The sequence below is a fragment of the Bradyrhizobium sp. SZCCHNPS1003 genome (assembly GCF_032381555.1).
In the GTDB taxonomy this organism is placed as follows: domain Bacteria; phylum Pseudomonadota; class Alphaproteobacteria; order Rhizobiales; family Xanthobacteraceae; genus Bradyrhizobium.
The window spans coordinates 674,849-698,744 of the sequence record NZ_JAUHIU010000001.1; the positions used below are offsets into that span (position 1 = coordinate 674,849).

The 23,896-nt window shown below is 66.1% G+C and carries 17 protein-coding genes; 7 read left to right on the forward strand and 10 right to left on the reverse strand.

All coding sequences use genetic code 11. The features are described from left to right. The first annotated feature begins 488 nt into the window (after positions 1-488). The 3 genes from QX126_RS03095 to QX126_RS03105 all read left to right on the forward strand — a co-directional run bounded on the left by QX126_RS03095 (position 489) and on the right by QX126_RS03105 (position 5,733). Positions 489-1,496, forward strand: coding sequence for an efflux RND transporter periplasmic adaptor subunit (locus QX126_RS03095; protein WP_409999067.1), 1,008 nt, complete (start codon positions 489-491; stop codon positions 1,494-1,496). Then, positions 1,489-4,641: an efflux RND transporter permease subunit gene (locus tag QX126_RS03100; protein WP_315779234.1), complete on the forward strand. Its 3,153-nt coding sequence runs from the start codon at positions 1,489-1,491 to the stop codon at positions 4,639-4,641. Before QX126_RS03095 ends, QX126_RS03100 begins: the two co-directional genes overlap by 8 nt. A 321-nt stretch (positions 4,642-4,962) precedes the next feature. Further along, a complete protein-coding gene (locus QX126_RS03105) occupies positions 4,963-5,733 on the forward strand; it encodes a hypothetical protein (protein ID WP_315779237.1) in 771 nt (256 codons plus the stop codon). Positions 5,734-6,834: 1,101 nt separating this feature from the next. Here QX126_RS03105 and QX126_RS03110 read toward each other — a convergent pair. The 3 genes from QX126_RS03110 to QX126_RS03120 all read right to left on the reverse strand — a co-directional run bounded on the left by QX126_RS03110 (position 6,835) and on the right by QX126_RS03120 (position 12,753). Next, on the reverse strand, positions 6,835-8,082 hold the full coding sequence (locus tag QX126_RS03110; RefSeq protein WP_315779239.1) for an amidohydrolase family protein: 1,248 nt from the start codon (positions 8,080-8,082) through the stop codon (positions 6,835-6,837). A 119-nt stretch (positions 8,083-8,201) separates the two neighbouring features. Further along, positions 8,202-11,855 carry a trifunctional transcriptional regulator/proline dehydrogenase/L-glutamate gamma-semialdehyde dehydrogenase gene (gene putA, locus QX126_RS03115; protein WP_315779242.1) on the reverse strand — a complete coding sequence of 1,218 codons (3,654 nt, stop codon included), beginning with the start codon at positions 11,853-11,855 and terminating at the stop codon, positions 8,202-8,204. A gap of 79 nt (positions 11,856-11,934) precedes the next feature. Further along, complete coding sequence (locus tag QX126_RS03120; protein ID WP_315779244.1) at positions 11,935-12,753, reverse strand: lytic murein transglycosylase; 819 nt, start codon at positions 12,751-12,753, stop codon at positions 11,935-11,937. A gap of 277 nt (positions 12,754-13,030) precedes the next feature. On the opposite strand from QX126_RS03120, the gene QX126_RS03125 reads away from it, so the two are divergent. Together QX126_RS03125 and QX126_RS03130 are read left to right on the forward strand one after the other, a co-directional pair. Continuing rightward, a complete protein-coding gene (locus tag QX126_RS03125; protein ID WP_315777704.1) occupies positions 13,031-13,543 on the forward strand; it encodes a hypothetical protein in 513 nt (170 codons plus the stop codon). A 399-nt stretch (positions 13,544-13,942) separates the two neighbouring features. After that, positions 13,943-14,263 carry a hypothetical protein gene (locus QX126_RS03130; RefSeq protein ID WP_315736399.1) on the forward strand — a complete coding sequence of 107 codons (321 nt, stop codon included), beginning with the start codon at positions 13,943-13,945 and terminating at the stop codon, positions 14,261-14,263. A gap of 97 nt (positions 14,264-14,360) precedes the next feature. Here QX126_RS03130 and QX126_RS03135 read toward each other — a convergent pair whose 3' ends face one another. Continuing rightward, on the reverse strand, positions 14,361-14,735 hold the full coding sequence (locus QX126_RS03135) for a thiol-disulfide oxidoreductase DCC family protein (protein ID WP_315779389.1): 375 nt from the start codon (positions 14,733-14,735) through the stop codon (positions 14,361-14,363). A 219-nt stretch (positions 14,736-14,954) separates the two neighbouring features. Between QX126_RS03135 and QX126_RS03140 the strand changes: the two genes are divergently transcribed. Beyond that, positions 14,955-15,191, forward strand: coding sequence for a hypothetical protein (locus tag QX126_RS03140; protein ID WP_008963614.1), 237 nt, complete (start codon positions 14,955-14,957; stop codon positions 15,189-15,191). A 146-nt stretch (positions 15,192-15,337) separates the two neighbouring features. Here the strand turns inward: QX126_RS03140 and QX126_RS03145 are convergent, their stop codons facing one another. From QX126_RS03145 to QX126_RS03170, 6 genes are all read right to left on the reverse strand, one after another. Further along, positions 15,338-16,273, reverse strand: coding sequence for a DUF817 domain-containing protein (locus QX126_RS03145; RefSeq protein WP_315779246.1), 936 nt, complete (start codon positions 16,271-16,273; stop codon positions 15,338-15,340). Positions 16,274-16,561: 288 nt separating this feature from the next. Further along, on the reverse strand, positions 16,562-16,795 hold the full coding sequence (locus QX126_RS03150) for a hypothetical protein (protein ID WP_315779248.1): 234 nt from the start codon (positions 16,793-16,795) through the stop codon (positions 16,562-16,564). A gap of 130 nt (positions 16,796-16,925) precedes the next feature. Continuing rightward, entirely contained in the window at positions 16,926-19,034 is a 2,109-nt protein-coding gene (rpoD, locus tag QX126_RS03155; RefSeq protein WP_315736396.1) for an RNA polymerase sigma factor RpoD, read from the reverse strand. Between the two features lie 412 nt (positions 19,035-19,446). After that, entirely contained in the window at positions 19,447-21,453 is a 2,007-nt protein-coding gene (gene dnaG, locus QX126_RS03160) for a DNA primase (RefSeq protein ID WP_315779250.1), read from the reverse strand. Positions 21,454-21,618: 165 nt separating this feature from the next. Further along, entirely contained in the window at positions 21,619-22,017 is a 399-nt protein-coding gene (locus tag QX126_RS03165; protein ID WP_315777709.1) for a gamma-glutamylcyclotransferase family protein, read from the reverse strand. A gap of 59 nt (positions 22,018-22,076) precedes the next feature. Continuing rightward, a complete protein-coding gene (locus tag QX126_RS03170) occupies positions 22,077-22,889 on the reverse strand; it encodes a transglutaminase family protein (RefSeq protein WP_315736393.1) in 813 nt (270 codons plus the stop codon). A 203-nt stretch (positions 22,890-23,092) separates the two neighbouring features. Here QX126_RS03170 and QX126_RS03175 point away from each other — a divergent pair, with 203 nt between their 5' ends. Next, entirely contained in the window at positions 23,093-23,896 is an 804-nt protein-coding gene (locus tag QX126_RS03175; protein ID WP_315777710.1) for an N-formylglutamate amidohydrolase, read from the forward strand.

Consider the following 23,896-nt stretch of genomic DNA (forward strand, 5'->3'; position numbering starts at 1 on the left):
AAAAAATCCCGGGTCATTCGATGAGGAAAATCGTGCGTAAGAAGTTTGTTGGTCTTGGCTTTTCGTGTAGCGCGGCGCGTGTGGCCGGCAACAAGCTTGGGTTGCGGACGAATACGCTGGAATGTGTCTAAGAATACTTCTAACGCTCAAGAAGAAATATCGGGACGCATGCCGAACGCCCGATCTCCCCGCCGCAGCGCGGCTGCGGTCCAGGTTCGGCCACTTACCTGCCGCGCATGCGGCTCGCTTGCGAGACAGGCGCCACAAGCATCGGTGCCGGCGTGCATTGCACTGCGTCGCTCCCTCCGCAGGTACCGTGATCGCATCGACGGAAGCGGCGCGGACAGGACGCGCGCGATGGCCCGACGAAGTCCTATGCGGTGGCTCCCGGCCGGCGCTGCTTGAAACACCCTCGAAGCTGAAGTAGCTGTTGTCGCAATGACATCGACGTCGTCCAGACGTTTCCCCGATCGATGGGCCGGGACTGCATGGTGAGGCAACGGACGAGAGCTGCGGCCGCATGCGGTGCCATGCTGTTCACGCTGGTTTCCCTGTCGTCGCGCGCGCAGGCGCAGTCTGACGGCGCGGCAGGCCGTGAACCGGCAACCGTCAAGCTTTCTGCAACGCAACAGAAGCAGATCGGACTCCAGACCGCCGTGCTGGCTGCGGAATCCCATCCCGAGCAGTTTCGCGCCTACGGCACGGTGCTGGACGTCGGCAGGCTGACCGACCTGACCAACAACTACGCCAATGCCCAGGCGCAGCTGCAGACGGCGCAAGCGAAACTCGACGTCGCAAGGCTCGCATTCGAGCGCGCCCGCGACCTCGTGCAATCGGCAGCAATGCCGCGCAAGGACGCCGAAGCGGCGGAGGGCACGTTCCGGACTGATCAGGCCACCCTGGCTGCCGCGGAATCGCAAGTGAAGACCCTGATGGCGACGGCGCGGCAGGAATGGGGCGCGGTCATCGGAAAGGGCATCATCGAGCGCTCACCGCAGGTCGTGCAATTGATCGAACGCGAGCAGCTGCTGGTGCAGGTCACGCTGCCGCCCGGCGTGACTCTGGCCGGGCCGCCGCGCGCCGCGCTGGCGCAGGCGCCGACCCGCAGCGCCAACATCGATCTGCGCTATCTGTCGGCCGCGCCGCGAACCGATCCGCGCATCCAGGGCGTGAGCTATTACTTCGTCGCCGCCGGCGACAGCGGATTGCTGCCGGGGATGAACACCACCGCCTATGTGCCGTCGGGCAAGTCGTTCGACGGCGTGTTCATCGAGGACACGGCGATCGTGCAATGGCAGGGCCGCTCGTGGGTCTATCTGCGCGCCGGTCCCGATATCTTCAAGCGCCATCCGATCCGCACCGATCAGCCGGTCTCTGACGACGACTATGTCGTGCAGGACATTCCGTCGGGCTCCGAGATCGTCCTGCGCGGCGCGCAGGTGCTGTTGTCGGAGGAGGCCAAGAGCGAGCTGCGCGGCGGCGGCGACGATGATTGACGGCGTTCGCGGCGCCGCGGCCGGCCCCCAGGCGGCGCTGATCTCGTTTGCCATCCGCTTCCGCGGCATCGTGCTGGCGCTGGCCTGCACCATTCTCGGCTACGGCATCTTCTCGCTGGGCAGCGCAAATTACGCGGTCTTTCCCGAATTCGCCCCGCCGCAGGTCTCGATCCAGACCGAGGCCCCCGGGCTCAGTCCCGAACAGGTCGAGGTGCTGGTCACCCAGCCGATCGAAACCGCGATCAATGGCCTGGCCGGCGTCGAGAGCATGAGGTCGTCGTCGATCCAGGGCCTGTCCGTCATCTCGGTCATTTTCCAGCCCGGCACCGAGGTCTTCCGGGCGCGGCAACTGGTGACCGAGCGGCTCGCGGTCGTTGCCGGCAGCCTGCCACAGGGCGTGCGGGCGCCATCGATGACGCCGCTGGTGCCGGCGGCCGGCACCGTGCTGGCGATCGGGCTGACCTCCGAGCAGCGCTCGCTGATGGATCTGCGCACGATCGCCGATTGGACCGTGAGCCGGCGGCTGCTGGCCGTCGCGGGCGTGGCGCAGGTCACGACCTATGGCCGGGACATCCGGTCGCTGCAGGTGCAGGTGAGAGCCGACGACCTCGTCCGCTTCGGCGTCGGCATGAACGACGTCGTCGCGGCCGCGCGCAAGGCCACCGGCGTGCGCGGTGCCGGCTTCGTCGACACCGCCAATCAACGGGTCATCCTGCAGACGCAGGGCCAGTCGCTCACACCCGAGCAGCTGGCGCGGACCGTCCTGCTGCACCAGGGCGGCGCCAGCGTGGTGCTCGGCGACGTCGCGACAGTCGTGAACGCGCCGGAGCCGTCGATCGGCGGCGCGCTGATCAACGGCCGGCCCGGCATCATGATGATGATCAGCCAGCAGTTCGGCGCCAACACGCGCACCGTCGCGGCGCGCGTCGAGGCCGCGCTGCGGGAGCTGCGCCCGGCGCTCGACAGCGAGAAGGTCAGGCTGCACGCCGATCTGTTTCGTCCGGCGACCTTCATCGATGCGGCAACGGAGAACGTGCTGTTCGCGCTGCTGATCGGCGGCGCCCTGGTCATCATCGTGCTGTTCCTGTTCCTCTATGACTGGCGCACCTCCGTCATCAGTTGCACCGCGATCCCGCTGTCGCTGTTATCGGCCGTGCTGGCGCTGCAGTGGATGGGACAGAGCCTGGACACGATGACCCTCGGCGGCCTCGCCATCGCGATCGGCGAGGTCGTCGATGATGCCGTGATCGGCGTCGAGAACGTGGTCCGCCGGCTGCGCGAGAACCGCGGCCTGCCGTCGCCGCGCAGCGAAGCCCGCGTGGTCTACGATGCCATGCTCGAGGTACGCAGCGCGGTCGCCTATGCGACTTTCGCCGTGCTCCTGGTGTTCGTGCCGATCCTTGCGCTGCCGGGCCTCGCCGGCCGGCTGTTCGGGCCGCTCGGCATCGCCTACATCCTCGCCGTGGTGGCCTCGCTGATCGTCGCGCTGACGGTCACACCGGCGCTATCGATGCTGCTGCTGGCCGGCCGGAAGCCGCGCGAGGAACGCGAGCCGCCGCTGGTGCGCTGGTCGCGCGGCTCCTACGAGACGCTGTTGCGGCGGCTCGGCCGCTTTCCCAAATCCGTCATGTTGACGGCCGTGCTGGTGACCGCCGCCGGCGCAAGCCTGGTGCCGTTCTTCGGCGGCACCTTCCTGCCCGACCTGAAGGAGGGTCATCTGATCCTCCATGTCTCGACGCTGCCAGGCACCTCACTCGACGAATCGCTGCGGCTGGGCACGCTGATCGCCGAGGCCCTGCAGGGCGTGCCGGAGGTCCGCAGCGTGGCGCAGCATGCCGGCCGCGCCGAAGCCGGCGTCGATACCGCGGGCACGCATTCGAGCGAGATCGAGGTCGACCTGAAGCCGGGCCTGTCCGGCGAACAGCAGGAGCTGGCGCAACAGCGCATCCGCGCCGCGCTCGCCAACTTCGCCGGTATCAACCTGTCGATCAAGACCTACCTGACCGAGCGCATCGAGGAGACCCTGTCCGGCTTCAACGCCGCCGTGGTCATCAACGTGTTCGGCCCCGATCTCGACGATCTCGAGCGCGCGGCGCGCGACATCGCGCGCGAGCTCGGCGAGGTCTGGGGCGCGATCGACATTCAGCAGCAGTCGCCGCCGGGCATGCCGCAGGTCAACGTGACCCTGCGCCCGACCGATCTGCAATCCTGGGGCCTGGACGCGGTCGAGGTGCTGGAATTGATCCGCACCGCCTATCAGGGCGACGTCGTCGGACAGGCCTATGAAGGCAACGTGGTCTTCAACGTCATCGTCAAGCTCGACCCCGATGCGAGCGCCCGACCGACCGAGATCGGCAACATGCCGATCCGCACGCCGAGCGGCGCCTACATTCTCCTGAAGCAGGTCGCGGACATCTACGGCACCGCGGGGCGCTACGTCGTGCTTCATCGCAATGGGCAGCGCGTTCAGACCGTGACCGCCAATGTCGCCGAGCGCGATCTCGAATCCTTCGTGGCCGCGGCCAAACGGAAGATCGCCAAGGAGGTCAAGCTGCCGCCGGGCGCGCATGTCGAGTTCACCGGCGCGGCCGAGGCGCAGGCCAAGTCGCGGCGCGACCTGCTGGTGAATTCGCTGCTGGCGACGATCGGCATCGTGCTGCTGCTGTCCTTCGTCACCGGGCACTGGCGCAACCTGGTGCTGGTGCTGATCAACCTGCCGTTCGCCTTCGTCGGCGGCGTCATCGCCGTCGCATTGACCGGCGGCGTGCTGTCGCTGGGCTCGATGGTGGGCTTCGTGACGCTGTTCGGGATCGCGCTGCGCAACTCGATCCTGATGATCTCGCATTACGAGCATCTGGTCGTCGTCGAAGGCCGCGCCTGGACTCTGGAGACCGCGATCGCCGGGGCCGCCGACCGCCTGGTGCCGATCCTGATGACCTCGCTGGTGACCGGCCTCGGCCTGCTGCCGCTCGCCCTCGGCGCCGGCGAGCCGGGCCGCGAGATCGAGGGACCGATGGCCGTGGTCATCCTCGGCGGACTCCTGACCTCGATGGCGCTGAACCTGCTGGTGCTGCCGACGCTGGCGCTGCGCTTCGGACGGTTCACGCGCGGCGTGCACGCCCGCGGAGATGTCGCGGCGAGCTGATCTTGGGCGTGAGACGTCCGCGACGTTCGCCGCACGTGGCTGCGCGACGCTTCACCGTGCGGGCCGGATGAAGGAGACTAAATTCCGACCCGTGTTGACGAGCTTGCCACTGGTCAACTGCAGACCTTCGCGACCGAATGACCGGCGTCCGCATTCAGCCCTAAACAGACATGAGGACAATATCGTTGGCTCTCCCTGAGGGAAGTGCACCTGGCCGTACATGGCACCTTGGAAAGGTCAATCTTCGCGCAAGAGCACTATTTTCACACCCCTAGGTGGCATGTAAGCTATATTGTTTGGCTAGGCAGGGTCATCACATCAATGTCCGACGCGATCGAGAGCACGCCTCAAGGTGCAACACGAGTCCTATTCGGCTCGCTTGCCTTCATCTTCTTGCTGGTCGGCATTGAGGCGCTAGCCGAGAAGGAGCACGCCCGACTTGGTTTCGGCATAGTCATGACAATGCTCGGGGTACTTTGTAGTTATGCTGCGTTCTCTTGGCTTTTGGTACAAAAAGCCTTGAGCGTTGAAGCGCAAGTTGCGGTCGGAAGAATTGCGCAGAGCCGCCTTACGTGGTCACTCATCATACTCATCCTGGCGCAGATGATCGCCCTTTCACGTTTTGTCGAAGAACGGAGGTGGCCGTTCTCCTATCCCGCCGATCCACGTGTTGGCGCGGAGAACAGCCGGCTTGAGAATGCTCTGAACAAGGCAAATAGCGAACTGCAAGTGGAGCACTCAATCGCCGACAAGTGGCGCTTCTCCGCTTTGCTTCGGCAGCGCTCGCGAAACGAGTGCTACTTTAAGCTGGTCTATTCTCCCGCTTCCGCTCGCTCCGAACCGTTTTGGCTAGAACTCTTACTAGCCGGAGGTTGGCGCCAAACGGACCCGTCGTTACCAGACGGCGCTCTGCCTCCAAACATAACGCTTCGAATTAAGGGAGATCGCTCGGAATGCGCGGACGCCGCTCAACGCACCCTAGGCGACATCTATCCCAATCCGCCATCCAAAGTGGCCGTCAACCAGCAAACAGCCTATCTCGTCAATTGCCCGGTAAATCATGAATGCGTTCAGGTCGAACTCAATTATTAGTGGCTAGCACGCGCCACGTGAAGGTCGATACGCTGAAGGAGTACGACCGGCGTGAGAACAATTTCGACGATCACGTCGGGCGGAGTTTCTCTAAAAGCGAAGGGCCCTGGTCTCCCAAGGCCCTCTTGCAAGCGCTGCTTTCCCACGTCTCGTTCGAGCGCGTGTGCCAATAACAGTCCCGGGCACCGTGGTTATCCCGCGCTTGTGCGGGTGTTTCGGGATATCACAAAAAGTGGGTCATAGACCGCACCGTGTCCGCAAGAAATGGCGACAGATGCGTCGAATTCAACTGCTGACGTCCGATAATCGCCCTTCTCGGACCTTCCGGCCGCCGCCAAAGACGTCGGCCTGCTGGGCTTGAGCGGATATGCTTCTCGAGACTCGTGCGGGCCCGGAGCCAGGCGCGCGCGACCGACAAGGAGACCTCTGATGCGATGCGCCCAAAATCTGATTTTACTCACCGCCTCAAGCACATCACCCTTGTCCAGTCCTCCCACGGAAAATATTCTACTTTCGTTTTTCAGAAAAACATGATTGACTCTGCGCATCCCGTCCCGCCATGAGGGGCGCTTCGCGATCGTCACGAGACGTGGGTGCGGGATGCGGTGGGTGCATTGGATCGCAGCGCGAGCAATCGTGCGGACGAACGAGCCCAATGCGCCGGCGAAATCGTAGGGTCCTGGCCTCCCGGTGCTGAGGCCAAGCGGACGGTGACGATGATCCGTTCGTGACGGGGGCAAGACAGCCGGTCCCCGGGGAGAGGACGTATAAGCCGCCCAACCATCGCGCGGGGAATGCCGGGATGTCTCGGCTGAACCTGTGGTACCTGCCGCCTGCATTTTTTTCGCAGGCGGGCCATGGGGGCGGCCAGCTCCCGGCATTCCCTGCGCCCTCTTCGTCGATGAGGGCGAAACGACCCGCACAACTCGGACGCACGGAGCGCCGCGAGGCCGAATGACTGCGTTCCAAGAAGCACTCATCGCAGATGTCGGCGCCCGCAGCGTCGAGGCGGCGGAGAGACGATGGACATCCCGCATGACAGCGCGCACAAACGCTGGGACTGTCGACCATTGGCCCGGTGGACGTCGGCGCCGAGCTGCCTCAGGCGTTCAGCCTGTCGATGTGGACCTTGCCGGCCTTCATCACCAGCGGAATGCGATCGCCCTGGCCGAGCAGGCACGAGACGTCGCGCAACGGATTGCCCTCGACCACGAGCAGGTCGGCGAAGGCGCCAGGCACGATGCGGCCGAGCTTGCCTTCCATGCCGAGCACCTCGGCGCCGATCACGGTCGCGCTGGCGATGACCTCGCGGGGCCCGAGAATCTCGGCGCGGATCCGGAATTCATCGCTCTGCAGGCGCTGCGACGGACCGAGCAGGTCGCTGCCGAAGCCCATCTTGACGCCGGCGTCGCGGTAGATGCCGAGCGAGCGCAGGCCGGCATCGCGCACATCGGCGATCTTGGCGACGCTCTCCGGCGGCAGGCCATACTGCGCGCCCTCATTGGCGAGCGCCTCATAGGTGACGAGCGTCGGGATGACATAGACGCCCTTCTCGGCCATCAGGCGCGCGGTCGGAAGGTCGACCAGATTGCCATGCTCGATGGTGCGCACGCCGCAATGGACGGCGCGGGCGATGGCTTCCGCCGTGTAGGCATGCGCCAGGACGTAGGTCTGCCGCGCGCGGGCCTCGGCGACGATGGCGCGGATCTCGTCCTCCGAGTAGCCGAACGCACCGACGGGATCGGTCGGCGAGGCCACGCCGCCGGACGCCATGATCTTGATCTGGTCGGCGCCCATCTGCAGCTCCTCGCGCACCGCCTTGCGCACGGCATCGACGCCATCGGCCACCCGGGCCAGCGCGCCGACACGCACGCAGCAGGGACAGGGCGCGTTGTCGGAGAGGAAATCCGTCCGCGCCCGCATGTCGCCATGACCGCCGGTCTGGCTGAGCGCCCGGCCGGAGACGAACAGCCGCGGGCCCTCGGTAAGGCCGGTGTCGACCGCCTGCTTCAGCGGATAGCCAGCGCCGCCGGCGTCACGCACCGTGGTAAATCCCCGCCGCAGCATGCCGCGCAACAGCAGCGCCGAGCGCAGGGTCACCAGCACGTTCGGCATCTGCACTTGCTGTGCAAGATTGAGCTCGACCGCGATCGCATGGACGTGCAGGTCGATCAGCCCCGGCATCAGCGTCTTGCCCTCGAGGTCGATGGTCTGATCGGCGCTGGTCTGCAGCGGCTTGTCCGAGACCTCCTTGATCAGATTGCCCTCGACCAGAACGTGCTGCCCCTCAAGCAGGTCGGGCTGCAGCGGGTCGAGCAGTGCGGCATTCTTGAACAGGATGGTCGACATCGGGAGTCCTCGATCGGAGCGAAGCGTGCGTCAGCGGGCGGAGCGGGCCGACGATGACGGTGTTCTCCCCTATCCTGTCCTACGGCCTCGAGCCAGCCCGGGACGGAATACCTGTCTTCTCAGCCGATCGACATCAGGCTGGCATTGCCGCCGGCGGCCGCGGTGTTGGTGGAGAGACTGACCTCAGTGACCAGCCGGTCGAGATCGTAGCAGCCGTCGCTGGCGCGCGGCGTGACGAGCGGGACGATCGGTCCGGGGCGCGTGGCGAGGTCGCGGCCGAGCGCGATCAATTCATCCGCCTCGCCGTCGGCAAGCACGGCCTGCAGATCGCCGAGAGCCCGCCAGCTGTCGACGATCCGCAGGCGGCCGCGCAGCCGGCTGGTGAGCGGTCCCAACACCGCACAAGCAGGGCTGGCGCGTTCGACGAACGCGTCGTTTCCGGTCATCAGAATGACGCCGATCTGGACCAGCAACGCCTGCTCGCTTCTCGCCAGTGCAGCGACGACGCCGCGCGCGGTGATGCGATAGATGTTCTGTTCGCCGACGGGTCCTGGCAACTCGATCTCGAGGCCGGCCAGCACCTGGGGCCCATGCGCCTCGCACGCCAGCGCCGCCTCGGCATGTCCGCTGGCGCGCAACCCGTCGAGGTAAGAGCGCAAGACCGCGTCAGACTGCGACGCCATGAGCCGCTGGCGCGGCGGCATCGCGAACAGCCGGCGCAGATACAGCGGACCGCCGGCCTTCGGCCCGGTCCCCGACAGGCCGGAGCCGCCGAATGGCTGCACGCCGACGACCGCGCCGATGACGTTGCGGTTGACATAGATGTTGCCGGCGGCGCTGCGGCTCGACGCACGCGCGATCGTCTCCGTGATGCGCGAATGGATGCCGAAGGTCAGGCCATAGCCGGTGAGGTTGATCGCGTCGATGAGGTCAGCGAGCTGCTCGCGACGGTAGCGCAGGACGTGGAGGACGGGGCCGAACACCTCGCGCTCGACATCGAATATGTTGCCGATTTCGATGATGGTCGGCGCGACGAACGTGCCATGCGCCGCCTGCGGCGGCAGCGGCAGCCGCTCCACGGCATGGCCGCGCGCCTGCATCGTAGCGACATGCGCATCGAGCGTGTCGCGGGCCTCGCCGCTGATCACCGGGCCGACATCGACCGACAACGACGCGGGATTGCCGAGTTCAAGCTCGCGCAGCGCGCCGCGCAGCATCGACAGGATGCGGTCGGCGACGTCCGCCTGCAGGCAGAGGATGCGCAGCGCCGAACAGCGCTGGCCAGCGGAGTCGAAGGCGGAAGCGATGACATCGCCGACAACCTGCTCGGCGAGCGCCGAGGAATCCACGATCAGCGCGTTTTGGCCGCCGGTCTCGGCGATCAGCGGCACGGGCTGTCCATGGACGGTGAGGCGCTCGGCAAGCTGTTTCTGGATCAGCCGCGCGACGTCGGTCGATCCCGTGAACATCACGCCCTGCACGCTGTGATCGCCGACCAGCGCGGCGCCGACGCGGCCATCGCCCGGCAGCAGTTGCAGGACGTCGGCCGGCACGCCCGCCTCGTTGATGATGCGAACCGCTTGGGCGGCGATCAGCGGCGTCTCCTCGGCAGGTTTCGCCAGCACCGGATTGCCGGCCGCGAGTGCGGCTGCGACCTGGCCGGTGAAGATCGCGAGCGGAAAATTCCACGGGCTGATGCAGACCACGGGACCGAGCGGCCTGGGAATGTCGCCGTCGGGCAGCGCTTCGATCTCGCCCGCATAATAGCGCAGGAAATCGACGGCTTCGCGCACCTCGCCGACGGCGTTCGCAAAGGTCTTGCCGGCCTCGCGGACGATCAAGCCGATGAGGACGAGGCGACGCGCCTCCATCGCCTCGGCCGCGGCACGCAGGCATGCGGCGCGCGCGCGGGGGCTGGTCGCGGCCCAGGCCGGCGCGGCGTTCGCCGCACGCGACAGCGCCGCCTCGATCTCGGCAGGCGCGGCATCCCTGACCGCGCCGACGACGTCACGGCGATCGGCGGGATTGCGAATGCGGCGCGCGCCTTCGCTGCCCGTCGCTCCCGACGGCGCGGCTTTCCAATCGAGGCTCGCGCTCGTGACCAGACCTTCGCCGAGACGCGCCAGCGCGCGCTGATCGGAGAGATCGAATCCGGCCGAGTTCACGCGGTCCGGGCCGAACAGCTCGGGCGGGCGCCTGATCTTGTCGTGCGGCGCGCCCGAGCGTTCCGACGCGCGAACGATGGCGACGGGGTCCGCGATCAGATCGTCGACGGACACGGCCGGATCGGCGATGCGGTTGACGAAGGAGGTGTTGGCGCCGTTCTCGAGCAGCCGGCGCACCAGATAGGCCAGCAGCGTCTCATGCGAGCCGACGGGGGCGTAGATGCGGCACGGGCGGCCGAGCCGTGCCGGCCCGATGACCTCCTCATAGAGCGGCTCGCCCATGCCGTGCAGGCACTGGAATTCGTACTGGCCGCGCTCGTAGTTGGGGCCGGCCATCTCGACGATCGATGCCAGGGTTCGCGCATTATGCGTCGCAAACTGTGGGAACACGGCGTCCGGCGCGCGCAACAGCTTGCGGGCGCAGGCAAGGTACGACACGTCGGTATGGCTCTTGCGGGTGAAGACCGGGAAGTCCTCCAGGCCATCGACCTGCGCGCGCTTGATCTCGCTGTCCCAATAGGCGCCCTTGACGAGGCGCACCATCAGCCGGCGCTGCGAGCGCCGCGCGAGGTCGATGAGCCAATCGACGACGAAGGCGCAGCGCTTCTGATAGGCCTGGATGACGAAGCCGATGCCGTTCCAACCGGCGAGGTCCGGATCGCGGCAGAGCGCCTCGAGCAGGTCGAGCGACAAATCGAGACGGTCGGCTTCCTCGGCGTCGATGTTGAGGCCGATGTCGTATTCCCGCGCGAGCAGCACCAGCTGCTTCAGTCGCGGCAGCAGCTCGCCCATGACGCGGCCGCGCTTGATGCTGACATAGCGCGGATGCAGCGCCGAGAGCTTGATCGAGATGCCCGGCCCATCGTAGATGCCGGCACCGGCCGAACGCCGCCCGATCGCATGGATCGCCGTCTCGTAGGCCGCGAAGTAGCGCGCGGCGTCGTCCGCCGTCGTCGCCGCCTCCCCGAGCATGTCGTAGGAGTAGCGGAAGCCCAGCGCTTCCCACGGCCGGCCGTTGGACAACGCCGCGTCGATGGTCTGCCCGGCAACGAACTGCTCGCCCATCAGGCGCATGGCGAGCGTCACGCCCTTGCGGATGATCGGCTCGCCGCCGCGGGCGATGAGCCGCGTGACAGCCGAGGCCAGGCTATCCTCGCTTGCCGCGGCCGTCAGCCTGCCGGTGACGATCAGGCCCCAGGTTGCCGCGTTCACCAGCAGCGACGGGCTGTGCCCGATATGGGCGCGCCAATCGCCGGTCGCGATCTTGTCCCGGATCAGCGCATCGCGCGTCGCGGTGTCCGGAATCCGCAGCAGCGCCTCGGCCAGACACATCAGGGCCACGCCCTCCTGGCTCGACAGCGAATATTCGTGGATCAGTCCCTCGACGCCGCCGGATTGCGCCTTCCCGCGCAGACGCAGGACGAGATCGCCCGCGAGATCGGCCGCTCGCGCCGACGATTCCTCCGGAAGCGCGGCGAGATCGAGCAGCGGCCCGATGCACTCCGGCTCGGCGCGGCGATAGGCCGAGGTGATCGCAGCGCGCAGCCCGCTCTGGTGCTGAACCTGGGCATCGAACGTGGCGAACGGTCGTGGCGACAACTGCGACATGACCCGTCTCCTCTGAAGCGATCCCCGTCACTCGCCACGCCTACGCGGCGTTGGCGCACGTCGCGAGCGACGGATAGCGCTACCGCCCTATCAACTGATCGGCGTAGTAGCCGATGGTCTTGCGGTAGATCACCGCCCTGTTCCACTCGCGCATCGCCTCGAAATTGGCCGAGCCCTCGTCATAGGGCGCGCCCATCTTGAAGCCGTTGCTGTGCAGCAGGTTCGCGGTCGAGGCCAGCACGTCGGCGGTGGAGTGGCGCAGATCGACGCGGCCGTCGCCATCGAAATCGACGCCGTATTTGATGTAGGACGACGGCAGGAACTGGGTCTGCCCGATCTCGCCGGCGAACGCGCCGACGAGGTCGCGCAGAGTGAGATCGCCGCGCTGGACGATCTTCAGCGCCGCCAGCAACTCGCCCTGGAACAATTCGGTGCGGCGGCAGTCATGCGCCAAGGTCGCGAGCGTGCGGATCACCGGCAGCTTGCCCATGTCGCCCTTGCCGAAATCAGTCTCCAGCCCCCAGATCGCGACCAGGATCTGGCGCGGCACGCCATATTGCTGCTCGATGCGCGACAGCAGCGCCGCGTGCCGCTGCAGCATGGCACGGCCGCCATTGATGCGGCCCGCGCCGACGCGGGTCGAGACGTACTGCTCGAAGCTCTTGTTGAAGGTGTAGCGCTGGCGGCGGTCGAAGGCGAGCACGGCCGGATCGAGCGTCACGCCCGACAGCGCCTGGCTGATCGTGCCGCCCGAGACGCCGGCGCTCTGCGCCTCCGCCGAGACGCCCGCGATGAAGGTATTGAAGTCGCCGCCGCAGCGCGCCGCCTGCGCGGTGCTTGCCGCTGAGAGGGCCGAGAACGAGGCCGCGAGCAGCACGGCAAGACGACGCAAGAGCATGCGGGATCCTTCGTCAGTTCAGAGCTTCGTGATTCCAAGTGCAGCGCGATCATGGCACGGGCGAAATGCTCGCGTCAAAACTGCGGCGGCGTGCCGCAAAGCGCCGATCACGGAGCCGGTACGCTCCCTCTCCCGCCTGCGGGGGAGGCGCACACCGCGCACGCGGCACGATGCGTGATCACCCCCTGCCTGCAGCTTCCATCGCCCCCGCTTGATCCTCGTCAACACCGCGCCATCATGGCTCCCTAAGATCCACGGTCGGAATGGAGACGACGCCATGATCGGGATTACGCTATCTGCCGACCAGATCCGCTCGGCGCCACCGGAGGTGCGGCGCTGGATCGAGCATCAGGTGCTGTCGGGCCTCGGGCTCGGCCCGGAGGCGCCGCCGACGCCTGCCCTCCCCGCCCAGAGCACGCATCTCGTCGCCTGCAGCGTCGAGGATGCGGCGAAGGTGCTGGCGCAGATCCAGAGCGCGCTGCCGGCGGTGAACGTGTTCTTCGAGTTCGGCCGGCCGGGCATTGCGATGGGCCAGCCGCCGATCATGATGTTCCGCCTGATCGACATCCTGCATCACACGCGGCTGCAGAACATCGGCCAGGTGATGGCGTCGCTGGAGATGATCAACAAGGCGCTGATCGAGGTGAGGCACGATCCCTCGGTGCGCTTCTGCGGCTTCGACAATGAGGGCCACTGCCTGATCGCCCCGGAGACGCAACGTGCCATCGCCAGCGTCTGGCAGAGCGTGATCGCCAGGCAGCATGGCGTGGCGGAGGGCGAGGCGGCGTGAGGGCTGCGGTGGGCCGAGGCTACGCGACAGAGACGGCCGTCGATTTGAGTCTGTGGTGTTGAGCATGGCGCCTTGTTCCGTCATTCCGGGGCGCTCTCTCCGCAGCAAATCAGCAAAGCTGATTTGCTGCGGAGAGAGCGAACCCGGAATCCGGAGCTGAGGAACGCATCTGCATACCAAGCTCGAGATTCCGGGTTCGCTCGCTGGCGCGAGCGTCCCGGATTGACGGCATGAGGTGAGATCACGGCTCGTATCCCGACGAGGTCAGCCTGCCTGTCCCGAAACGACGCGCCCTCGCCGCGACACAGCCATGTCCGCCCCAGGCGGCTCGGGCCTTGAGCCTGCCGCCGTCGATGCTACGATATCATTGTCGTTCACGATCCCATCGGGAGATCGCCGATGCAGCACAATCAACGCCAGCGCCGATTGCTCCAGATCCCTCTGTTCCGCCTGCTCGCGATCAACCTCGCGCTCGGCCTCGGCATGGCCGTGGTGCTGGTCGGCGGATTGCTGCTGCTCGATCCCTGGGGCCTGCGTCACCTGATCTTCGCCGACCACTCGCCCGGCGTCGCCATCGGCCTCTTGCTCGGCTCGTTCTTCGTCACCTTCGGCTCGACCGCGATGGGCACCGCCATCATGGCGCTCGGCCGCAGTGATGATGAGGACGGTCCGAGCGGCGGCACCCGGGTGCATGCCCAGGTCAAGGTGCGGCGGCGTTAGAGTCGAACTGTTGCTGCACAGACGGTGCGCTCCCTCGCCCCGCTTGCGGGGAGAGGTGAAAAGCTGAGCTCGGCGCGAGATCCTCTCAATCGTCGCCTCACCAATGCCCCCTGCGCTTGTTCCAGGCGAACAGCACATCGGCAAACCGGTCATAGCCGAAGCGCGTCAGCGGGCGCACCAGGCGGTTGCCGAACAACGTCGCCAGCCAGCCCTCGCCCGGCGTCAGCGCCCACAGCAAGAGCGCCACGTCGGCGCCGGTGATCAGCTGCCCCTCCTCGTCGGTGGCGTGCAGGCGGCGGCGGACGTCGTCGACGTCGACACCGAACTCAGCCAGCGCCTGCGGCTCCTCGTTGATGTCCTTGAACGCGACCCGCCCCGACTTCACCAGCGCCAGGAGCTTGTTGCGCTGCCAGTCGATGCCGGCGTCGCAGACCGGGCAGCGCGTGTTGTACCAGATGGTGAGTTGGGGCATCGACATGGGCTGCATTCGCGGCGGGGTGAGACGTCCACGATGAACGCACTTTCATCCGGCAAAATCGAGGAGTTTCGGGATCCCGCCGGCCGGTCCGTGATCGCTCTGGCTGCCCCGCCGATTCCGCGAAAACCATATGACAAAAAAGTCAAATTCGGGCAGCGGATAAGCATTTTCTGGCATTGACCGGACCGGCCCCGCCGCCGTAAAGCGCCATCCATGGCGAAAAAACCCGGCTCCAATCCCAAAGGCGAATTCGCCTTCTTCAACGTGACCTACGAGGACGGCTCGCAGCGCTCCAACCGCCGCGTCCCGGCCGAGCTGCTCGGCGGCCTCGACGGCGACGAGCCCGCCCGCGGCTTCATCATGGAGCAGGACCGCGACATCGCCGAAAAATCCGGCCGCCCGCCGCTTCAGATCAAGTCGCTGGAGCGCGTCGGGGCGAAGAAGAAGTAGATCAGCCGCGCCGCCGTAGGGTGGGCAAAGCGCGCAGCGCGTGCCCACCATCAGGTGCCTGCCGCGACACTCGGTGGGCACGGCGCGCCACATCGTCCCCAGCCTAACCACCGTGCCAGCGCCTTTGCCCACCCTACGGCAGTGCGCTATGCCGCTTGCTTCTGGCGCTCCCGCAACAGAGCGCTGTCGCCAGCGTCCATCTCCCTCGGCCGGTTGATCAGACTGACCAGCGTGTAGCTGATGATCAGCAGCAGAAACCACGAGCCGAGCTTGGCCGGCGACACCATGGTCCAACCATGCGCCTGCTGCGGATAGAGCCAGACCCGCGTGAAGGTGCCGATGTTCTCCGACAGCCAGATGAACAGCGACACCAGGAAAAGCCCGAGCAGCAGCGGCATCGCGCGGTGCACGCGCCAGACCTTGAAGTGAACCGTCGCCGGCGCAAACAGCAGCGCCGCCCAGCCGAACAGCACCAGCCGCAGATCGAGCCCGTAATGGTCGGTGAAGAAGTTGAGGTAGACCGCCGCGCTCAAGCCGATCAGCCAACGCCGTGACGGATGGCCGGTGAAGCGGAAGTCGAACAGGCGCCAGACGCGGCAGAGATAGCTGCCGATGCAGGCATACATGAAGCCGGAGAACAGCGGCACACCGCCGAGCCGGATCAGGCTCGGCTCGGGATAGATCCAGGAGCCGGTCGCGGTCTTGAACAGCTCCATCACTGTCCCGACGAGGTGATAGATCAGGATGATCTTCGCCTCCTCCCAGGTCTCGAGCCTTGTGGCGAGCAGCGCGGCCTGAACACCGAGCATGCAGAGAAAGAGGAAATCATAGCGCGCGAGCGGCGCGGTCGCCGGATAGAACTGCCACGTCAACAGCATCAGCGCCACCGCGATGCCGCCAAACAAGCAGGCCCAGCCCTGCTTCACGCCGAAGCGGAGGAATTCGTAGAGGAAGGTGGTCGAGGGCGTTTCAGCTGCGCGCGCGGCGAGACGTGCTTCAGCGGCGATGAAGGGACGCAGCGGCACCCAGATGGCGGCGGCGCTGGCGCGCGCTGCGGCCGATGAAAACTCGTCGTCATGCATGGGAATCGGCTTCCGGTGAGACGCCAATTCCTAGCAGTCGATCGCCCAACGCCGTGTGCGCAAAGTTCGGCCAATTGCGGCAAGGATCCGGACATTTGCGGACAACACGTCGTGTCGGCCCAACCGTGACACCTCGACGCCGCCCTTCGTCATTGCGAGCGAAGCGAAGCAATCCAGAGTCGTGCGCGCAGCCCTGGATTGCTTCGCTTCGCTCGCAATGACCGACAACTAAAGTATGCAACACGAACTACGCGGGCACCGCGTCCAGCGACAATTGGATGCTCATGCTCACTCCCCTTGAGACTGCAAAAAGAGCATCGGCTCTTCGTAGCCGCCCTCTACACTCTCGTCGCCGCGGAAGCGGCTGAATTCGAGATGGCCATCTTCGAACACATCGATCTCGAGCCGCTCGCCTACCAACGTCACCGACAGGCGGATCGTATCGGGGCGCGTTCGTTCAATGAAGAAGTGAAGGCCGAGTTTGTCGAGCAGGCGCATGGTCGCGAACAGAGTCGAGGACATCGGAAGCTCTTCTTTCGTGCGCTGGAACCATGAGCAGAACAAACAAAAAGACGGGCCTTTCGGCCCGCCGTTGATGTCTCTATGGATTGCCGGGTCAAGCCCGGCAATGACGACAAAGATCGAACGTCAATTAGTTATCCAAGAAGCTCCGCAGCTTCCTTGACCGGCTCGGATGCTTCAGCTTCCGCAGCGCCTTGGCCTCGATCTGACGGATACGTTCGCGCGTCACCGAGAACTGCTGGCCGACTTCTTCCAGCGTGTGGTCGGTGTTCATGCCGATGCCGAAGCGCATGCGAAGGACGCGTTCCTCGCGCGGGGTGAGCGAGGCCAGCACGCGGGTGGTGGTTTCGCGCAAGTTCGACTGGATCGCGGCGTCGATCGGCAGGATCGCGTTCTTGTCCTCGATGAAGTCGCCGAGATGAGAGTCCTCCTCGTCACCCACGGGGGTTTCGAGCGAGAGCGGCTCCTTGGCGATCTTCAGGACCTTGCGCACCTTCTCGAGCGGCATGCCGAGCTTCTCGGCGAGTTCCTCCGGGGTCGGCTCGCGGCCGATCTCGTTCAGCATCTGGCGCGAGGTGCGGACGATCTTGTTGATCGTTTCGATCATGTGCACGGGGATGCGGATGGTGCGGGCCTGATCGGCGATCGAGCGGGTGATCGCCTGCCGGATCCACCAGGTGGCGTAGGTCGAGAACTTGTAGCCGCGGCGGTACTCGAACTTGTCGACCGCCTTCATCAGGCCGATGTTGCCTTCCTGGATCAGGTCAAGGAACTGCAGGCCGCGGTTGGTGTACTTCTTGGCGATCGAGATCACCAGACGGAGGTTGGCTTCCACCATCTCCTTCTTGGCCTGACGGGCCTCGCGCTCGCCCTTCTGCACCGAGTGCACGATCTTGCGGAACTCGCCGATCTCGAGACCGGTGAGCGCAGCCATGGCCTGCACCTCCTGGCGCAGGTCCTTGATGCGGTCCTTCTCGTAGTGGACGAAGTTCTTCCAGCCCTTGGCGGAGAGCTTGGAGACGCGGTTGAGCCAGCGCGGATCGAGCTCCGAGCCCTGGTAGTTGCGCAGAAAGTCCTCGCGCGCCACGCCGTGGGAGTCGGCCAGGCGCATCAGCCGGCTCTCGAACGAGACTAGCTTCTTGTTGATGTCGTAGAGCTGCTCGACCAGCGAGTCGATGCGGGCCTGGTTGAGGCGCAGCGACTTCACCTCGACGATGATCTCGTCCTTGAGCTTCTTGTACTTGCGCTCCTGCGACGGCGACAGCGACTCGCTCTGCAGCTGGTTGGCGATGTCCTGCTCCTGCAAGCGGCGCAGCTTCTTGTACTCGGACGCGATCTTGTCGAAGGTCTCGACGACCTTCGGCTTCAGCTCGGCCTCGATGGCGGCGAGCGACATCTGGTTCTCGAATTCGTCGTCGTCCATGTCGGCTTCGGCCGCCGCCTCGCCGGGGTCCTTCTCCTCGGCGGGCGCGCCGTTCGGCGCGGCACGGAACGGGGTCGGCTGCTGCGGGGCGGCCGGCGGCGCCACCGCGGCCTGGACGTCGCCGCCCTCGGCCGGAGCGCCCTCGCCATTCACGGGCGCGGCGATCTGCGGATTCATGCCGCCCTTGGCCTCAGGGCCGGCATAGGTGGCTTCGAGATCGATGATGTCGCGAAGGAAGATCTTGCCTTCGTTGAGCTCGTCGCGCCAGATGATGATGGCCTGGAACGTCAGCGGGCTTTCGCAGAGGCCCGCGATCATCGCCTCGCGGCCGGCCTCGATGCGCTTGGCGATGGCGATTTCGCCCTCGCGCGACAGCAGCTCGACGGTGCCCATCTCGCGCAGATACATGCGCACGGGATCGTCGGTGCGCTCGCCGGGCTCCGACTTCTTGACCTCGGTGACGGCCTTCTGGGTGATCTCGACGAGCTCGTTGTCGGTCTCGTCCTCGCCGTCGTCCTTCTCGTCGGAGTCGTCGGCCTCCTCGGCCTCGGTCACGTTGATGCCCATGTCGGAGAGCATCGACATGATGTCTTCGATCTGTTCCGGCGAGGTGGTGTCGGAAGGCAGGACCTCGTTGAGCTGATCAAAGGTCACGAAGCCGCGCTTCTTGGCCTGCTTGATCATCTTCTTGACGGCGGCGTCCGACAGGTCGAGCAACGGCGAAGGCGCATCGGCGGCGTCCTTCTCGGGAGCGTCGGCCGCCTTGTCGTCCTTTTCCTTGTCCTTCACCTGCAGCGTCTTTGCCTTCGTGGCCATTCATTGCTCCCGAAACGCGCCCGCTCCGCCCATGGCATCTTCGCCCTTGGCATCGCGGCGCCCGCCTGCTCTACTCAAACTGTTCTCGACGCGGAAAGGGCGGCGCACTTTTAACGTCGCCACCCCCTGAAGTCTGTCGCTGGTGTCGTCCCGTTTTCGGACCGGCGCGCGTTTCTTGCAAAAGCGATACCGGTTTTGCAATCGAATCCGGCGCCCGACATGCAGGCGCGGCGTCCGACAGCGAAACCAACCCATCTGCTGCAGAAAATGCCCCGGACCTCTTAAACTTCGATTAACCCTGTTTTTGCAGCCAAACCATGGATTTGGCGAGTCTTTTCGCGCGGACCTGATACCGCGCGGGCGGACCGGGCCGAAATGTGCTCAACTGGCGACTGGGCGCCGGGCGTCCAGTCTACACGTTGCGGTTGGTACGTCCGGACAGTTCCCCGAAGCCTTCGATCAGCGCTTCGGTACCGTCCATCTCGGCCATCCTGGCCTTCACGTCCCTCAACCAGCCCATGTTCGGCTCGCTCGGCTCCTCGCCCAGCGCCAGCTCGGCATCCTTCAATTCCCTAAGTAAGGAGTGCCATTGCCGATGCAAGGCAACAAGCTGATGCCAGGTCGCAAGAACGTCATCGCGCGCCGCCCCCGACTTGGTCGCCCACACCGCCGCGGTCGTGATCGCCCGCTCAACCCGTTGAAGAAGCTCAGAAAAGCCAGACTTCTCCAGATCGGCCCGCATCTTCTCGGCCTGCTCGTCCGGGTCCGGCGAATGGTGGTGGTCGTGGGCGAAGGCGGCGATGACGGCAGCGCGGAGCTTGTGCGCCTCGGGATGGGCCAGCTCCAGCGCGGCGACCTCCTCCAGGTGATCGTGCAGGAGCCAAGGGTGGTTGATCAGGCACTGCAGGATCAGGGCCTCCCGGCGCGAGATCGCCGAGCGCTGGCCGCGCATGATCGGGCTCATGGCGAGCTGCGGGCTGGCCGCCTGGTAGGGGCCGCGGGCCATCACCGGGCCTGTGGATGGCGGTCCGCCGCGGCGGCCGCCCCCTGTGGATAACCGCCCCGGTTGTCCGGAACCGGGACTGCGGGGGCCAAACCGCCGTCCTGATTCGGCACCGTAGCCGCGGCCAAAGCCCCGGCCGCCGTCCGGGGCGAAGGCCCGGTACAGCCGGTCGCTGAGGTCCTGCTTGTAGTAGCGCCGTACCACCTCGTCGGCGATGCCGCCGGTGAGCTGGCCGATCCGCGCCTCCAGCGCGGCACGGCGCTCCGGCGTGTTGAAGCTGCCGCCCTCGACCTCGCGCGACCAGATCACCTCGGCCAGCGGCTTTGCGACTTTGAGCACCTCCTCGACCGCGCCGCGGCCGCCGGAGCGGACGAGGTCGTCGGGATCCTGTCCTTCCGGCAGCAGCGCGAAGCGGAGACTCTTGCCGGGCTTGAGATGCGGCAAAGCAAGGTCCGCGGCGCGATAGGCCGCCTTCTGGCCGGCGCGGTCGCCGTCGAAGCACAGGATCGGCTCGTCGACCATCTTCCAGATCAGCGAAAGCTGGCTCTCGGTGAGCGCGGTGCCGAGCGGCGCCACGGCGCCGGCAAAGCCGGCCGCCACCAGCGCGATGACGTCGACATAGCCCTCGACCACGATCAACGGCGCGCCATTGTGCGCGGCCTGGCGGGCGCTGGGGAGATTGTAGAGGTTGTCGCCCTTGTGGAAGAGCGGCGTCTCCGGCGAGTTGAGATATTTCGCCGGCACGTCCTTCTGCAGCGCGCGGCCGCCGAAGGCGATGACGCGTCCGCGGAGGTCGGTGATCGGGAACATCACGCGGTCGCGGAAGCGGTCGTAGGGCACCGGAATGTCGTCGCCACCGACCAGCAATCCCGCCTCGACCATGTCGGCCACCGGCACGCCCTGGGCGCCGAGATATTCCTTCAAGCCGAACCGATCCGGCGGCGCGTAGCCAAGCCGGAATTGGAGCTGCGTCTGCGGCAGGATCGCGCGATCGGCAAGATAGCCGCGGGCGCGCGCGCCATGACGGGACGCCAGCGTGTCAGAAAAGAACTTCGTCGCCAGCTCCATCACGTCATACAGCGTCTTGCGCTGGCGCTCCTGGCGCGCCGCGTCGGGCGTCACCGCCGGCAGCGCCAGGCCGGCGATCCCCGCCAGCCGCTCGACGGCTTCGGGGAAGCTGCAGCCCTCGGTCTCCATCACGAAGTCGAAGATGTTGCCGTGCTTGCCGGACGAGAAGTCGTGATAAAAACCCTTCTGGTCGTTGACGTAGAAGGACGGCGTCTTCTCCTGCTGGAACGGCGACAGCCCCTTCCACTCGCGCCCGGCCTTCTTGAGCTTCACGCGCTTGCCGACGACGTCCGAGACCGGAAGCCGGGCGCGCAGCTCATCGAGAAATTCCGGCGTGAAGCGGGCCATGAGCGGGGCGGAGGTCCTGTGGTGATGGCCTAGGCATATAGGCAGCCGTGTACGAAATGTGAACTTCCTCCGGCTTGTCCGGGCTATTCACAGGCCAGCTCGATCCTCCGGTCATTCCGGGGCGCCCGCAGGGCGAGCCCGGAATGACCGCGTGGAGAGACCGGGTCACGGCGCCAGGAAGCGCCCCGAGACGATGCGGCCGGCTTCGTCCACCGGCCAGTTGTAGACATAGGTCCAGGCTTGGCTGACGCTGCCGTCGGCCAGCGTCACGGCGAGGCACCGGCGCAGATATTCGGTCGGCTGCTCAAAACCCTCGCCGCAGGCCTCGTACATGTCGAACTCGCGCAGCATGGGCTCGGGCTGGCGCAGCCGGAACAGCTCGCCGTGCACGATATCGGCGGCATTGTCCGACAGCACTAGGCCGGGATAGTGCTGGATGCGGTAGAGCCGGCCGCGGCAGCTGGCCTCGGCGACGAAATCGGCATTGGCCGACAGCAGCCGCGCCATCGGATGGTCGAAGCCACGCATCAGGGTGCCGTAGACGAAGAGCAGATCGGTGGTCATGGCCCGTCTATAGCGGCGATCGCCGGTGATGCGAAGCGCCCGGCCGCGCCCTGCTCCGCTCAGGCAGCCATGATCTCGTCGCTGACGACGTGAAATTTGGTCAGGGTCATCAGGCCAAACGAGGTCGACAGCGCGACGTCGGCGGCGTCCCGTCCGGTCGCCATCAGGATGCGACCAATGCGCGGAACGTTGTGGCGGGCATCGAACGTGTACCACCGGCCCGAGAGATAGACCTCGAACCAGCCCGAGAAATCCATCGGGACGGGGTCCGGCGGCACGCCGATGTCGCCGAGATAACCGGTGCAATAGCGCGCCGGAATGCCCATGCAGCGGCAGAAGGTCAGCGCGAGGTGGGCGAAGTCGCGGCAGACGCCGGCGCGCTGCTGATAGACGTCGTGCGCCGACTTCATGGCGTGGGCGTGCTCATAGCCGAAGGTGACGTGGCTGTGCACGAAGTCGCAGATCGCCTGCACGCGCGCCCATCCCGCCGGCGCACGGCCGAACAACGACCACGCGACCTCGGCCAGCTTGTCGGTCTCGCAATAGCGGCTCGGCATCAGATACAGCAGAAGCTCATCGGGCAATTGTTCGATCGGCAGTTGCTGGGCGCCGGGATCGATCGCGTCCGGCCGCCCACTGTCGCGGACGATGGCGCTGCCATGGAAGGTGACCCCGCCGGCAGGCGCCACCAGGCGTCCACAGAGATTGCCGAAGCTGTCGTTGTAGAACTTGATCGGCACCTTCGGCTCTGTCGTGATCGTCTCGGTGCCGACGATGTCCGGAAAGCGCGACGGATGGATCGACAGCATGATCACCATCGGCGTCGCCGCCGGGGCCGCATAGGCGATCTCGAATCCAACCTTGATCAGCATGAAGCCTCCCTGCCTCGTTCGGGCGGCACGATGCGCCAGCCTCATCCAGCCCGGACCGTAGGCCCATTGCGAACTTCTGTCTTGTGAATGATCGCCAGAATCAGCAACGTTTGGGCGACCATCATGATGTCCGCCGGCCAAATCCTCATCTGTCTGCCCAATCCGAGATCGGTCTGCCGCTTCATGAAGCAACGAGAGGCAGCATGACCGTGTCCGGCACGAGCAACACTCATCTACTCCTTCAGCCAGACGAAGTTCCGCCTGTGCTCGAGCGCAACGCCGGTGGCGCGTCGGCATTGCTCTTCACGTGCGATCACTACGGCCGCCTGCTGCCGCGCGCACTCGGCGATCTCGGCCTGCCCGAAAGCGAGCTCGAGCGGCACATCGCCTGGGACATCGGCATTGCCGAGGTCGCGGAGCAAGTATCGCGGGCACTCGATGCGCATCTGGTGGCGCAGCGCTATTCGCGTCTGGTGATCGACTGCAACAGGTCACCGAAGGCGCCGAACTCGATTCCGATGATCAGCGAGCGCACCACGATCCCCGGCAATGAGGGCCTGACGCATGAGGACGCCGAGCTGCGGCGGCGCGTCGTCTTCGATCCCTATCACGACCGGATCACTGACGTGCTCGATGCGCGCAAGGCCGCCGGCCGGCCGACCATCCTCGTCTCGCTGCACAGCTTCACGCCAGTCTATGCCGGCATCGCGCGGCCCTGGCACATCGGCACGCTGTACCAGCACGACCGCGTGCTGCCGCCGCTGCTGTTGAAGGCGCTGCGGGCCGAGCCCGATCTCGTGGTGGGCGACAACCAGCCCTATGCGGTCGGCGACGGCACCGACTACACCATCCCCGTGCATGGCGAGGCGCGCGGGCTGATCAATTCCGGCATCGAGATTCGTCAGAACGAAATCGCCGAGCCCGAGGGCCAGCAGCGCTGGGCCGAGCGGCTGATCCGCATTCTCGGCGAGATCGAGGTCGAGCTGCGCAGCAAGGGTCTCGCGTAG

Bases quoted from the DNA above. Each gene is read 5' to 3' on its own strand.
- QX126_RS03130 (WP_315736399.1), top strand. From the start codon at position 13,943: ATGCAGCACAATCAACGCCAGCGCCGATTGCTCCAGATCCCTCTGTTC.
- rpoD (WP_315736396.1), bottom strand. From the start codon at position 19,034: ATGGCCACGAAGGCAAAGACGCTGCAGGTGAAGGACAAGGAAAAGGAC.
- QX126_RS03150 (WP_315779248.1), bottom strand. From the start codon at position 16,795: ATGTCCTCGACTCTGTTCGCGACCATGCGCCTGCTCGACAAACTCGGC.
- putA (WP_315779242.1), bottom strand. From the start codon at position 11,855: ATGTCGCAGTTGTCGCCACGACCGTTCGCCACGTTCGATGCCCAGGTT.
- QX126_RS03110 (WP_315779239.1), bottom strand. From the start codon at position 8,082: ATGTCGACCATCCTGTTCAAGAATGCCGCACTGCTCGACCCGCTGCAG.
- QX126_RS03120 (WP_315779244.1), bottom strand. From the start codon at position 12,753: ATGCTCTTGCGTCGTCTTGCCGTGCTGCTCGCGGCCTCGTTCTCGGCC.
- dnaG (WP_315779250.1), bottom strand. From the start codon at position 21,453: ATGGCCCGCTTCACGCCGGAATTTCTCGATGAGCTGCGCGCCCGGCTT.
- QX126_RS03125 (WP_315777704.1), top strand. From the start codon at position 13,031: ATGATCGGGATTACGCTATCTGCCGACCAGATCCGCTCGGCGCCACCG.
- QX126_RS03100 (WP_315779234.1), top strand. From the start codon at position 1,489: ATGATTGACGGCGTTCGCGGCGCCGCGGCCGGCCCCCAGGCGGCGCTG.
- QX126_RS03135 (WP_315779389.1), bottom strand. From the start codon at position 14,735: ATGCCCCAACTCACCATCTGGTACAACACGCGCTGCCCGGTCTGCGAC.
- QX126_RS03095 (WP_409999067.1), top strand. From the start codon at position 489: ATGGTGAGGCAACGGACGAGAGCTGCGGCCGCATGCGGTGCCATGCTG.
- QX126_RS03105 (WP_315779237.1), top strand. From the start codon at position 4,963: ATGTCCGACGCGATCGAGAGCACGCCTCAAGGTGCAACACGAGTCCTA.
- QX126_RS03140 (WP_008963614.1), top strand. From the start codon at position 14,955: ATGGCGAAAAAACCCGGCTCCAATCCCAAAGGCGAATTCGCCTTCTTC.
- QX126_RS03170 (WP_315736393.1), bottom strand. From the start codon at position 22,889: ATGCTGATCAAGGTTGGATTCGAGATCGCCTATGCGGCCCCGGCGGCG.
- QX126_RS03165 (WP_315777709.1), bottom strand. From the start codon at position 22,017: ATGACCACCGATCTGCTCTTCGTCTACGGCACCCTGATGCGTGGCTTC.
- QX126_RS03175 (WP_315777710.1), top strand. From the start codon at position 23,093: ATGACCGTGTCCGGCACGAGCAACACTCATCTACTCCTTCAGCCAGAC.
- QX126_RS03145 (WP_315779246.1), bottom strand. From the start codon at position 16,273: ATGCATGACGACGAGTTTTCATCGGCCGCAGCGCGCGCCAGCGCCGCC.